The following is a 12818-nucleotide window of genomic DNA, read 5'->3' on the forward strand; positions in this document are numbered from 1 at the left end:
TATTACATTAATATATTTTCCTGGGGATATGTGTAATCCCTCTTTTTGTACTCTCTCATAAAGCTGACCATGAATGTCAGTACCCCGATACGTCCGATTAACATCGTACAGATGATAATCAACTTCCCGGCCATGGAAAGCATAGGGGTGAAGTTCAGGCTCGATCCCACCGTACTCAAAGCCGAAACAACTTCGAATGTAAGTGTAAACACCGGTGTCCCTTCTTCCGTATAAGACAATATCCAGACAGCCAGCGAGGCAAAGATGAAATAGAAGACAATCGTTGCGAAAGCCCGGCGGATAGTGGCGGGAGATATCTCGCGTTTACGAACTTCAACCTTTTCCTTTTCACGGGAAACATTCAATGCTGTGGCAATAGCTACAAAAACGGTCGTTACTTTTAAACCGCCACCGGTCGACATCGGAGCCGCCCCGATAACCATCAGGATAAGGGTCAGCATCAGCGTTACCGGACGAAGCGCATCCATATTTGCCACGGTGAAACCGGCCGTTCGGGGTGTCACGGCACCGAGCAGCGAATCAGCCAGCTTCCCTTTCAGAGGCAGGTCGGCCAACGTATTATTCATCTCAAAGAGGAAATAAAAGAACATGCCTCCGACGATCAGGACCAGCGTACTTATTACTACTATATATGTATGGATATTGATGATACGGGGTGTATGGATATAATGTTTCTGTTGTCCGATAGCTATCATAAAAGTGTTAACGATGAAATGCCTTAGCAATTTCAGATAATTGAAAACGATCGGGAATCCCAGGCCACCGAAGATAATTAATAGGGAAATCCATACATGCAGATTGTAGTTGTGGGCCACTATCGGATCACACATATTGCCGCTCAGTGTGGAAATACCGGCATTACAGAAGGCGGAAACCGCATGGAAGATAGCGAAGAAGATGTTATCCTGCGTAGTGGCTCCCGGCAATACGCCTCTGATATCCATATATATAAAGTAGGCCCCGATTCCTTCGATAAAGAAAGTAACGAACAAAATATTCAGGATAACGCGGAACAACCCACCGATACGGTCTTCGTTCAGCATATCTTTCAGAACCAGTTTGCTGGTGAAAGAAGAATGCCCCATGAAAGAAAGGGCAAAGAAACTGGTAAAAGTCATTACTCCGATTCCGCCGATTTGTATCAGGATCATAATGATAACGTGCCCGATATGTGTAAAAGTAGTCGCTACGTCAACCGTAGTCAGTCCCGTTACACAGACAGAGGTCGTTGCCGTGAACAACGCATCGACAAAATGAATCGGGCGGGTTGTCGCGTTCGGCAGCATCAGCAATCCGGCTCCGATCAGGATCACAAATATGAAACTCAGCAGGAACAGCAGTGACGGCTTGATACGTGTTTGCATAAGCGTAAAAGTCTGCCGTGACAGATGGATCATACTGAGCAATAACATCAGCGTATAGACAAACAACGGCTTAGACAGGAAATCGAGGTATGGCAGTGACTGCTGAATCACCTCTCTGAAAAATACCTTTGCCGACAAAACGGCAAACAGCAGGAAGTAAATGCCGATATCCAGATATAGGAGCTTTTCCTGTATGATCTCACCGAACCGGACGATGTAGCGTAGCGTGATACCGATAAAAAATGCCAGTAAAATATAAATACGGCTCAGATATAAATGGTGTATGGTTTCGCTTGTCTGCTGGAACCCGAACTGGTAGATCAGTACGAATAAGGAAGCGATAGATGCCAGAAGAATGAGGCCTTCCGCGAATATATTCAGGATGCCTTTCATGTTCGCCCAGTACATCCGGCATGTGAACTGTATATGTTTTATGTCCATTTTCAAGTATAATCTGTGGCAAAAGTATTAATAAAAGTAGTTGGAGGACAGAATAGTTCAGAAAGTTTAGATAAAGCATGTTAAAAAGAGAAAGATCAACGGTTTATCTCAATATTGTTTTGTTTACATTATGGGGGATAAATGTTATTGTATGAGGTAAGATAGTAAATTGTCAGATAAATAAGCTGTTATAAATATTGAAAAAATGATTCTGTGTGTTTTGTATATTGGATAAATGTTTATATTTGCAACTGTTTAACGTAATATTATGGAAACACATATGGAAAATAACAAGATGCTTTACTCGCATGTGTCTGTTGATTGCGTGCTGCTGGGCGTAAACGAAGATAAACTATGCGTGCTGCTTATAGAACGGCAAATGGACAATAGCGATGAGAAACGTTACAAGCTTCCCGGAAGTCTGATTTTTGAAAATGAAGATCTGGATACGGCAGCTCATCGTGTATTTAATGAGGCTACAGGTTTGAAACGCGTTCCTTTAAAACAATTCCGCAGTTTTGGCTCTCCCTCGCGTACAAAAAACAAAGATGATATGCAGTGGCTGGAAAACGCCATGAAGCTGAAGATCGAACGGATCGTAACCGTAGCTTATCTGGCATTGAGTAAGATCGGACGGAAGTCGAACCCGACCAATAAATATAATTCACTGGCCTGGTTTCCTGTCGACGCACTGCCTTCTTTGCCGTTCGACCATAAAGAAATCATCGAGGCCGCTGTGGAGGAAATACGTGAGTGGGTTGAAAAGGAGCCATCCATCATTTTCGATTACCTGCCTTTGAAATTTACAGCCTATCAGTTGCGTCGTACGTACGAGATCATATATAATAAGGAAATGGATGTCCGTAACTTCCATAAGAAAATGGGGTCGCTGGAATATATCGTACAGACCGACGAGATCGAAACAGGAGTTGCCCACCGTGCCGCCCGCTATTATCGTTTCGACAAAGTGAAGTATAATAAGTTGCATTCGAAATTTAATAAGAATTAATCAGTAAAGATATGTATTTGTTAGGTTGTGACATAGGTAGTTCTTCTGTGAAGGCCTCGATTGTAGATGCCAGTTCGGGATTAACTATCGGGGCGGATTTCTATCCGAAAGAGGAAGCGCCTATTAAAGCTGTAAAACCCGGTTGGGCGGAACAGGAACCGGATGATTGGTGGAAGTATCTGAAAGAAGCCATTAAAGGAGCGATTGCGAAAGCCGGTATTCAGGGAACCGATATCAAAGCGATCGGTATCTCTTACCAGATGCACGGACTTGTGCTGGTCGATAAGAAAATGGAGGTGTTGCGCCCTTCTATCATCTGGTGTGACAGCCGTGCCGTACCTTATGGAGACCGTGCGTTTAAAAATATAGGGGAGAAGCAATGCTTGTCCCACCTGTTGAATTCGCCGGGTAACTTTACCGCATCCAAACTTGCCTGGGTAAAAGAGTTTGAACCGGAGTTATTCCGTTCCGTTCATAAGTTCATGCTGCCGGGTGATTTTATCGCCATGCGGATGACAGGGGATATCGTAACAACCGTATCCGGTTTGTCGGAAGGTATCTTCTGGGACTTTAAGAACGAACAGGTTTCTGAAGACCTGATGAACTATTTCGGATTCAGCAACGACCTGATACCTGAGATACGTCCGACATTCGGTTTGCAGGGGGAACTGCTCGGTTCCGTTGCAACAGAACTGGGGTTGAAGAAGGGGACACCTGTGACTTACCGTGCCGGTGACCAGCCAAACAATGCTTTGTCGCTGAACGTATTGAATCCGGGTGAGATTGCTGCAACTGGTGGTACTTCCGGTGTGGTGTATGGTGTAAACGGAAAAGTGAATTTCGATACCTTGTCGCGGGTAAATACCTTTGCCCATGTAAACCATTCTGCGGATCAGACAAGGTTGGGCGTATTACTTTGTATCAACGGGGTAGGCATTCTGAATTCCTGGGTGAAGAAGAATGTGGCGCCCGAAGGAATCAGTTATCCGGAGTTGAACGAACTGGCCGCCGGTATCCCTGTCGGATCGGAAGGACTGTCCATTCTGCCGTTTGGTAATGGTGCTGAACGTATGTTGCAGAATAAGCAGATCGATTGTTCGATACACGGCCTGAATTTTAATATTCATAGCAAAGCCCATATTGCCCGTGCTGCACAGGAGGGCATCGTGTTCTCTTTCAAATACGGAATGGATATCATGAACGAGATGGGAATCGATATAGATGTAATCCGTGCCGGTAGTGCCAATATGTTCCTGAGCCCGGTCTTCCGTGATACTTTGTCGGGTGTGACCGGAACGGTGATCGAGCTGTTCGATACAAACGGTGCCGTAGGTGCTGCCAAGGGAGCTGGTATCGGTGCCAGTATCTATCAGTCGGCCGAGGAAGCATTTGCCTCCTTGAAGAAGATAGATGTGATTGAACCCGACGGCCTGAAGGCGGATAAATATTGTGCAGCTTACAGCATATGGAAAGAACGGCTGGATAAGCTGATGTGTGAGAATAACATACCAATGTAATATAAATCATTAAAACAATTAATTTCATGGACTTTTATAAAGGTGAAAAAGAATTCTTCCCGGGAATAGGAAAGATTCAGTTTGAAGGACGCGATTCAAAGAATCCGATGGCATTTCATTATTATGATGAAAACAAGGTGGTAATGGGTAAAACATTGAAAGACCATCTTCGTTTTGCGATGGCTTACTGGCATACATTATGTGCCGAAGGCGGTGACCAGTTTGGCGGAGGAACAAAATCATTCCCCTGGAATGCAGCTTCCGACCCGATCAGCCGTGCCAAATATAAGATGGATGCAGCTTTCGAATTCATGACTAAATGTAGCATTCCTTATTACTGTTTCCACGATGTGGATGTGGTGGACGAAGCTCCTACACTGGTTCAGTTTGAGAAAGACTTGCAGACAATGGTGGAACATGCCAAAGGCTTGCAACAGGCAACCGGAAAGAAACTGTTATGGTCTACCGCCAACGTATTCAGTAACAAACGTTATATGAACGGTGCTGCAACCAATCCTTACTTCCCTGCACTGGCTTGTGCCGGAACACAGATTAAGAATGCTATCGACGCTTGTATCGCTTTAGGTGGCGAGAACTATGTATTCTGGGGTGGTCGTGAAGGTTATATGACCTTGCTGAATACAGATATGAAACGTGAAAAAGACCATCTGGCTATGATGCTTACCATGGCACGTGACTATGGCCGCAAGAATGGTTTCAAAGGCACGTTCCTGATCGAACCGAAACCGATGGAACCGACAAAACATCAGTACGACGTAGACTCGGAAACGGTTATCGGCTTCCTGCGCCACTATGGCCTGGATAAAGATTTCGCTTTGAATATCGAGGTGAACCACGCGACTCTGGCCGGACATACATTCGAACACGAATTGCAGGCTGCTGTGGATGCCGGCATGTTGTGCAGTATCGATGCAAACCGCGGCGACTATCAGAATGGCTGGGATACCGACCAGTTCCCGATGGATATTTACGAACTGACTCAGGCATGGCTGGTCATCCTTCAGGGTGGCGGTCTGACAACCGGAGGTACGAACTTCGACGCAAAGACTCGTCGTAACTCAACCGACCTGGATGATATCTTCCTGGCTCATATCGGTGGTATGGATGCGTTTGCCCGTGCTCTGATGTGTGCAGCCGCTATTATTGAACAGTCTGATTACACCAAGATGCGTGCCGAACGTTATGCCAGCTTCGATGGTGGCGACGGTAAAGCCTTTGAAGACGGTAAACTTACCCTGGAAGACCTGCGTACGATCGCTCTCCGCGACGGAGAACCGAAACAGATCAGCGGTAAGCAGGAGTTATATGAGATGATTCTCAATTTATATATATAATTAGTTACAAGGAGTAACTCTTTCCCCTCTGGAGAGGGGATTAAGGGGTGTGTTAAATTTAGTCTTATAACTGGCATTAACACACCCCCTGCCCCCTCTCGAGAGGGGAAAAGTTACTCTTAATCTGGTAAACATGAAAAACAACAACAGTTATATTTTTGGTATTACCCTCGTTGCTACCCTCGGAGGGTTATTATTCGGATATGACACGGCAGTTATCTCCGGAACAGTAGAATCACTACGGAAATTTTTTATTGAACCTTACGGATTACCGCTCGACCAGGCCAATTCTCTGGAAGGGTTTGTTGTCAGCAGTGCGCTGATCGGTTGTATCCTGGGTGCCTCTTTTGCCGGGTGGGTCAGCCAGCGTTACGGACGTAAGCCGACGTTGATCGTGGCGTCTATTCTTTTCTTGCTTTCGGCTATCGGTTCGGCCTGGCCCGAATTCGGTCTGGGATTACCTGGAAGCGGAGATCATACTTACATGTATTTATTTGTGGCTTACCGTATTCTTGGCGGTATCGGGGTCGGTTTGGCTTCGATGGTTTCGCCGATGTACATTGCCGAGGTTGCTCCGGCAGACCGTCGTGGTAACCTGGTTTCGTGGAACCAGTTTGCGATCATCTTCGGTATGCTGGTCGTTTATTTTGTGAATTATACGATTGCGTTGCAGGGCGATGCTTCCTGGTTGCACACGGTTGGATGGAGATGGATGTTCGCTTCTGAAATTATTCCTGCCGTATTCTTCTTTACCCTGCTGATGTTTGTTCCTGAAACGCCCCGTTACCTGGTGATGCGCGGAAAGACGGAAAAAGCATTGACCATTCTCGATCGTCTGATGGGAAAAGACGAAGCGGCGAAAGAACTGGTCGACATAAAAGAAAGTTTCAAGGAAAAGGCACCCTCCATGCGTCCTTACTTCCGTTTTATGGGAGCATGGCTCGTTTTGTTCCTGTTGGCCTACGGAGCTTTGGAACTGGCGGGAAATACAAGTGCCCTGGAGATTGCCCTGATCGGCAGTTTCTTCGTTTCGCTGGCATTCCCGATTCGTTCTTACGGGGTACTTATTATTATGGTAGGTATTTTGCTGTCCGGATTCCAGCAGTTTGTCGGTATCAACGTGGTGCTTTATTATGCACCGGAGATATTTAAGACGATGGGAGCTGCTACAGATGCTGCTTTGTTGCAGCAGATCGTTGTCGGTGCCGTGAACCTGTCGTTTACCGTGCTCGCCATCTTTACGGTCGATAAGTTCGGCCGCCGTCCGTTGATGATTATCGGTGCGTTGGTGATGGCTGTTTCCATGATTATCCTGGGAACAACATTCTATACACACTCTGTCGGCATAGGCTCGTTGGTTTGTATGCTGGTGTATACTGCCGGTTTCGCTATGTCATGGGGACCTGTTTGCTGGGTATTGCTGGCGGAAATCTTCCCGAACTCGATCCGTTCGACGGTGATGAGTATTGCCGTTGCCGGACAGTGGATTGCCAACTTCCTCGTATCGTGGACTTTCCCGATGCTTGACAAGAACCAGTACCTGACGGAAACGTTTAATCACGGTGTCGCTTACTGGATTTACGGCCTGATGGGTATCTTGGCCGCTGCCTTTATCTGGAAATTCGTTCCCGAAACGAAAGGTAAGACATTGGAACAGATGGAACAATACTGGAAAAGGTAATAATAGAATGATTGATTTTCCGGCCTTCCATGTTTGTGCCTAACTAAAAAACCTTATATTTGCATTTCCAGTTAATCTTAAAAGAGAACGGAATGCATACAAGTAAAGCAATACATATACTAATTGGTATCGGCCTTTTACTTTCTGTTGCCCTCGGAGCAGTAGAGAGTAAGGCCGATACTCTTTTTCAGGATCAATTCGTTTCCGATCTGCGTTATATCCCTGAAATGAAGGCCCGTGCAGCCGACAGCATCTATCTTCCGGAAAACAACGAAACGAAAATCCCCGATCGCGATAGCCTCCTGGCCCTTTGTGCTAAAGTCGGCTACGAAGCGATAGCGGATATGATGCAACGCTATTACGAAGAAGCCATCGACGCCATCCCCGAAGATGCCGACCGCCATGATGAATTTCTCCGGATGCGCGAAACAGTCGAACGGATCGGAGGGAGCATCCTCCGACGCGAACTGGAATACGGCGAAGCGATTGCTCTTCCCGATAATACGCCGGAAAAGCGCGCTAAGAAAGTAAAGGTCTTTTATGCTCTTGCCGATAAATCTGTTGCCCGCAATGATCCTTCCATGGAAATGAGAGCGCTCATCTATATTCTTCGCAGACTGTATCTGCATGAACAATATTACGCCGCTTTCCTCTGTGCCGAACGTATTGCCAAACGCCTGGAAGTGGTCGGCGGTGATATCGATCCCGCGGAAGAGAAAAACATCTGGTACGACCTGGGTCGCCTTTATTTCGACTTTCGCGATTACGAGAACGCTATCCCTTACCTGAAATCCGCTTTACAGAATACCCCTGTTTCCCGCTATTACAATCTCTATAACCTTCAGGCACGCAACGCACTGGGGCTTTATTACCGTAGTATCGGCGAACTGGATACTTCCGACTACTATTTTCGCTCCATGCTCGAATGTAAAGACCGTGTCAAGCTGCGTCCCATGTTCGACTGCATCGCCTTGAGCAACCTGGCCTCCAACTATCGCAAACGTGGTTTGTACCGCGAAGCGTTGGAACTGCACAAAGGCGCCTTACCCTTTTCGCAGGCGGAGGGCGATCATAGCTTTACCTCGGGTATCTATGTCGGGCTGGCAGACTGTTATCTGGAAACAGGCAAGCCGGATAGTTGCAAGGCAATGATCGACAGTACCCTTTACCATATCGAACAATGGCCCTGGGTGATGTCGTACCGTTCGTGCGACCTTTATCCGGTGATGGCTCGCTATTATGCCCGCATCGGCGACCGGGAACGTTCGATCGCTTATATGGACTCGACGACGGTGGCAAATCGTCGGCAGGACGAAAAGTACAGTGGCCTGCTGGTTCTCCGCGCCAAACAGGAGTTATTCGAGTCGGAGCGTGCCCGTAAGGAGGCGCAGCTCGTTACCTTCTGGCACGTTTCGGTCAGTATGGGTGTGACGGCGGGGGTAATCTTTGTCGCCTTGCTTATCATCTCCGTTCTTTACCGGAAAAAGCATCAGGCTTACCGCAGGCTGGTTGCCCGTAGCCGTGAATGGGCGGAGCAGGTCCCGGCTGTCGTGCCTCCGGCAGAGGCAGATGCTACCGACAGGACCCTGATGGAAAATCTCGGCCGCCTGACCGACGAAGAGCATATCTACCTCGACCCGGATCTCGATCTCGAAACCCTGTCGCAACGCATGGGTGTTCACCGTAACATGATCTCGAAAGCTGTAAATACCGTCCACGGCAAACCATTCTCCGCATATATCAACGAATGCCGGGTTCGTCAGGCCATCCTGCTGCTTTCCGATCCGGCCAACGACAACCTTTCGCTCGAAACCATCGCCTTCGACTCCGGCTTCTCCACCCGCCAAACCTTCTACCGCGCCTTCAAGGCACAAACAGGGCTTAGCCCGGCTTCTTTCAGGAAGAATAGGGGGTAGGGAGGAAATTATTGTTTGATAAGTTTTTCAATAGCATCTATGAAAGACACTGCCTGAGGATACAGAAAATCGATATCTTCTGAAGTGTAGTTGACAAAATCTTCGTAGTCGCTGTTCTGCCGTTTATTGAAAATATCAGTATAAAACTTGCTTAATTCACGTGGTAACAGGCCGGGAAGTACAAATTCCTTACCCAGTATATGACGAACGCCATTGTGTGTATGTGCTTCATAATACGATCCCTTCTTTCATTACATTATAATAAAACATAGACCGTGCTTTGAGTTCTTCCCATTTTTTACGGGTGACAACCATCGGGTTGATCATTACCCCGGTATTGAATTCTACATCATAAAGAGGATAAGTAATTTCCCGTTCCTCTTTTAGTGTCAGACTCTCTTTATCGACCAGGATTAACAGATCGATATCACTGTCGGAACGTGCATCGCCACGCGCTTCGCTTCCGTATAGGATGGCAGTCGCAGTCGGGGCAATACGATGTATAATCTCTTTCAACGTTTTTACTACTTCAGGTCGTTTCATCTGTAACTCCTTTCTTTAATTTTGATTCTTAATATTTCTCTTTCTGCTCGCGTTTCTCTTATTTTTCTACCACCCACTGCTCGATATTCCGCATCTCATTGCTAAAATTGATACCGATCTTGAACAGCTTGCGCGGGTCGGAGGCGAAGGGGAGGGCATAATTCTTTTCATTGATCTGCCGGAGAGCTTCCTCGGCGGTTCCCTCGAATTTGAACTCCATTACATAGATGAACTTGTCCGTTTGCAGCAGCAGGTCGATACGCCCTTGCGAAGTATGGTATTCCGCCTTTACATAGAAACCGATCAGCTTGTAGACGATGAACAGCACGTTCTGGTAATGCAGTTCCAGGTCGCGCACCAACTCGTAAGGCGTGTCGGCAAAGAAGGATTGCAGGCGGCGGAAGAAAGCGTCGTAATCGCCGCTGCGCACTTCGCGAACGAATTTGTTGATATGGAAAGCAACGTTCACCTTGTCGGTATCGGTGTAGAAAGGCAGCAGGAACTTCATAAACCCTTCATCCACTTCGCGGTTGGGGAAACCCAGGTAGTACGTGCCGAACTCGCGGTCGTAGTCCTTGATCGTCAGGTAGCCGCTCTGGTAAATCACCGGTATCGGGTTGGTCGAAGACGAGTCGATGCTGTTGAGCGTATCTTCGTCGGTTTCTACATTCTCTATGTTGTGGAGGTCGTAATTATGCATTTTCAGCAGCTCCACCAGATAGGTCGGCGTACCGGTTTCGAACCAGTAGTTGCCGAATTTTTGCTTGGCAAAAGTGTTCAGCAGGCTGAAAGGATTGTAGATGCCAATGGAGTTTTCCACAAAATGATAGCCGTCGTAGCACTCTTTCAGTTCGGAGCATACTTCATCGTAAGTCATGCCTTGTGCCTGTGCCAACTTGTTGATACCCTCTTCAAAGTTGTCGTGCAACTCCTGTTCGGTGATGCCGCAGAGCGCAACGTATTCATCCCACATCGACAGGTCGTTCAGGTTATTGAGTGCGCTGAACACGCTTATCTTACCGAACTTGGTGACGCCCGTTAAGAAAGCGAATTTGATGCTCCCGTCCATCGTTTTGATCACGGAATAAAAAGCCTGCAAGATGCTGCGGAACGACTTTTGCAATTCTTCATTGCCGATAGCCTGCAACATCGGTTTGTCGTATTCGTCGACCAGGATAGCCACGCGATGTCCTGTTTGTTCATGGGCACGTCGGATGATACCTTTGAAGCGAAGCGGCAGGGACGTTTCCGAAGGTTCCGTTCCGTAGATTCTTTCCCAGTAGCAGAGCGTGTCATTCAGTATATTTTCGAGGCTTTCCGGGTCTTCATACTTTTCGGTGTTCAGATCCAGATGCAACACCGGCCGTTTCACCCAGTCTTTTTCCAGCTTTTCTACCGCCAGCCCTTCGAACAGTTCGCGCTTGCCTTCGAAGTAGGCTTCGAGGGTGGAGATCAGCAGGCTTTTGCCGAAACGGCGCGGGCGGCTGAGGAAGTAGTAACTGCCACGATCTACCAACTGATACATTAAAGCCGTTTTGTCGACATAGATATATCCGTCTTTGCGGAGTTTCTCGAAGTTCTGTATTCCGATAGGATATTTTACGCTCATGATCTTTGACGGGTTTTTAGGATTTCACAGTTACAAAGATACATTTTCCCCTCGTAATCCCCTTCAGTCTTCCCGCATATTCTTCCCCCGGCACGTTTTTTCCCCCACTATTTTGTCGCATTTTGCAAAATGTTACAACATTCTCCCCTTTTTTCTTCACCTTGCGGCATAAAAATAAAGCATATGATAGGAATGCAACACATCGATGAGAGGAATACCGCCGTGCCCGACTGGTTCGTCGGTTATTACGATTCAGGGTATTTTTGGGTAGGTGTGGCGGTGCTGAGCCTGCTGACGGTCGTGCTGATCGTGCTGGCGTGCCGGCTCTATTACGAGATGAAAGAAGCGCAACGCATCCTCGACGAACACGAAAAGGAATAAACAAACAGAATGATCGCTAGTAATAATATTTAAAACAAATTACCATGGCAACAAAAAAGTACGTGTGGAAATTCGATCTCGAAGAGTACCTGATGACAAAAGACGTGAAGGAAGACTTCGCCGCTAAGGTGAAACCCATCCAAACCTTCTACATGGCCGATGTGGCGCGTTTGATCGCTGAAGAACGCACCGAATACCGCATCGACACGATCGTGAACATCACCAAGCTCGTGGAAGCGAAAATCCGCCAGCTTGCCTGTGGCAACAACATTGTAGTAACCGACAACGTGCAGTATTCACCCGGCATCCTCGGCCTCTTCCTCGGAAAGACAGGCGTGGTAGACCCGGCGAAGAATAAGGCAGTTATCAACATGATCGCCACTGCCGCCCTGCGTGCCGAAACGGATCAGGTGGCGCTCGAATTTTCGGGTGTCGTGCGCGACATGGGCGGCGCCAACATCAGCCTGGTGAAAGACGTCACCACGGGCAAGACCGACGGAACCGTCACCCCCGGCGGCATCCTCGATGTCACAGGCTCGAAGATACGCAGTGTCAATGCCGACGGCACGGGGCTGGGCTTGCTCACGCTGGTCAACACCACCGACCAGAGCGTGGCCGCCACCATCACGCTGCTGGCTATCAACGATCCCAAACGACTGATGTTCAACATTCCTGCCGACCTGGCCAAGGGCAGCTACCAGCTTACGCTCGAAACCTGGTTCAGCACCAACAGCACCCAGCTCAAGCAATCGCGTACCCTTACGTATGCCATTCCGCTGGTGGTGGGCGGCACGAGCGGCGGCGGCGGTGACGACCGTCCGGAGATCGAGTAAACCTCTTTCGCAGGGCAAGGATCTGTTCGATGCTGTCGAACCGCCCGATTCGATGGCGTCGAAGCGTCCTTTTCGATGGCGTCGAACCGACCGCTTCGATTTCACCCGGTAGGCAAACGGCTCTTCCGGTATTCACAAACAAGCTAAA

General features: G+C 47.9%; 10 protein-coding genes. 7 read left to right on the top strand and 3 right to left on the bottom strand.

All coding sequences use genetic code 11. From position 1 onward, the window contains the following. Nucleotides 1-2: 2 nt before the first annotated feature. Nucleotides 3-1826 (bottom strand): TrkH family potassium uptake protein, encoded by a 1824-nt coding sequence (locus DWW91_RS12270; RefSeq protein WP_007653148.1) that lies wholly within the window; start codon nucleotides 1824-1826, stop codon nucleotides 3-5. A 268-nt stretch (nucleotides 1827-2094) separates the two neighbouring features. On the opposite strand from DWW91_RS12270, the gene DWW91_RS12275 reads away from it, so the two are divergent. From DWW91_RS12275 to DWW91_RS12295, 5 genes are all read left to right on the top strand, one after another. Then, entirely contained in the window at nucleotides 2095-2835 is a 741-nt protein-coding gene (locus DWW91_RS12275; protein WP_007653150.1) for an NUDIX domain-containing protein, read from the top strand. Nucleotides 2836-2846: 11 nt separating this feature from the next. Continuing rightward, nucleotides 2847-4352, top strand: a complete 1506-nt coding sequence (locus DWW91_RS12280; RefSeq protein WP_007653151.1) for a xylulokinase — start codon at nucleotides 2847-2849, stop codon at nucleotides 4350-4352. Nucleotides 4353-4378: 26 nt separating this feature from the next. Further along, a complete protein-coding gene (gene xylA, locus DWW91_RS12285; RefSeq protein WP_010803714.1) occupies nucleotides 4379-5707 on the top strand; it encodes a xylose isomerase in 1329 nt (442 codons plus the stop codon). A 133-nt stretch (nucleotides 5708-5840) separates the two neighbouring features. Beyond that, nucleotides 5841-7388 carry a D-xylose transporter XylE gene (gene xylE / locus DWW91_RS12290; RefSeq protein ID WP_007653153.1) on the top strand — a complete coding sequence of 516 codons (1548 nt, stop codon included), beginning with the start codon at nucleotides 5841-5843 and terminating at the stop codon, nucleotides 7386-7388. Between the two features lie 92 nt (nucleotides 7389-7480). Then, complete coding sequence (locus tag DWW91_RS12295; protein ID WP_122327981.1) at nucleotides 7481-9304, top strand: AraC family transcriptional regulator; 1824 nt, start codon at nucleotides 7481-7483, stop codon at nucleotides 9302-9304. A gap of 228 nt (nucleotides 9305-9532) precedes the next feature. Here DWW91_RS12295 and DWW91_RS12305 read toward each other — a convergent pair whose 3' ends face one another. Together DWW91_RS12305 and DWW91_RS12310 are read right to left on the bottom strand one after the other, a co-directional pair. Beyond that, entirely contained in the window at nucleotides 9533-9847 is a 315-nt protein-coding gene (locus tag DWW91_RS12305) for a nucleotidyltransferase domain-containing protein (RefSeq protein ID WP_010803712.1), read from the bottom strand. A 58-nt stretch (nucleotides 9848-9905) separates the two neighbouring features. Continuing rightward, entirely contained in the window at nucleotides 9906-11456 is a 1551-nt protein-coding gene (locus DWW91_RS12310) for an ATP-binding protein (RefSeq protein ID WP_122327901.1), read from the bottom strand. Between the two features lie 183 nt (nucleotides 11457-11639). Between DWW91_RS12310 and DWW91_RS12315 the strand changes: the two genes are divergently transcribed. Both DWW91_RS12315 and DWW91_RS12320 read left to right on the top strand, forming a co-directional pair. Then, nucleotides 11640-11837, top strand: coding sequence for a hypothetical protein (locus DWW91_RS12315; RefSeq protein ID WP_007653156.1), 198 nt, complete (start codon nucleotides 11640-11642; stop codon nucleotides 11835-11837). Nucleotides 11838-11881: 44 nt separating this feature from the next. Then, the gene (locus tag DWW91_RS12320) at nucleotides 11882-12670 is read left to right on the top strand and encodes a DUF4469 domain-containing protein (protein ID WP_122327902.1); all 789 of its coding nucleotides are present in this window, start codon (nucleotides 11882-11884) and stop codon (nucleotides 12668-12670) included. Nucleotides 12671-12818: the final 148 nt, after the last annotated feature.

Origin of the sequence: Parabacteroides sp. AF17-3 (genome assembly GCF_003635445.1) — a bacterium.
Classification (GTDB): domain Bacteria; phylum Bacteroidota; class Bacteroidia; order Bacteroidales; family Tannerellaceae; genus Parabacteroides; species Parabacteroides goldsteinii.

Bases quoted from the DNA above. Each gene is read 5' to 3' on its own strand.
- DWW91_RS12270 (WP_007653148.1), bottom strand. From the start codon at position 1,826: ATGGACATAAAACATATACAGTTCACATGCCGGATGTACTGGGCGAAC.
- DWW91_RS12275 (WP_007653150.1), top strand. From the start codon at position 2,095: ATGGAAACACATATGGAAAATAACAAGATGCTTTACTCGCATGTGTCT.
- DWW91_RS12280 (WP_007653151.1), top strand. From the start codon at position 2,847: ATGTATTTGTTAGGTTGTGACATAGGTAGTTCTTCTGTGAAGGCCTCG.
- xylA (WP_010803714.1), top strand. From the start codon at position 4,379: ATGGACTTTTATAAAGGTGAAAAAGAATTCTTCCCGGGAATAGGAAAG.
- xylE (WP_007653153.1), top strand. From the start codon at position 5,841: ATGAAAAACAACAACAGTTATATTTTTGGTATTACCCTCGTTGCTACC.
- DWW91_RS12295 (WP_122327981.1), top strand. From the start codon at position 7,481: ATGCATACAAGTAAAGCAATACATATACTAATTGGTATCGGCCTTTTA.
- DWW91_RS12305 (WP_010803712.1), bottom strand. From the start codon at position 9,847: ATGAAACGACCTGAAGTAGTAAAAACGTTGAAAGAGATTATACATCGT.
- DWW91_RS12310 (WP_122327901.1), bottom strand. From the start codon at position 11,456: ATGAGCGTAAAATATCCTATCGGAATACAGAACTTCGAGAAACTCCGC.
- DWW91_RS12315 (WP_007653156.1), top strand. From the start codon at position 11,640: ATGATAGGAATGCAACACATCGATGAGAGGAATACCGCCGTGCCCGAC.
- DWW91_RS12320 (WP_122327902.1), top strand. From the start codon at position 11,882: ATGGCAACAAAAAAGTACGTGTGGAAATTCGATCTCGAAGAGTACCTG.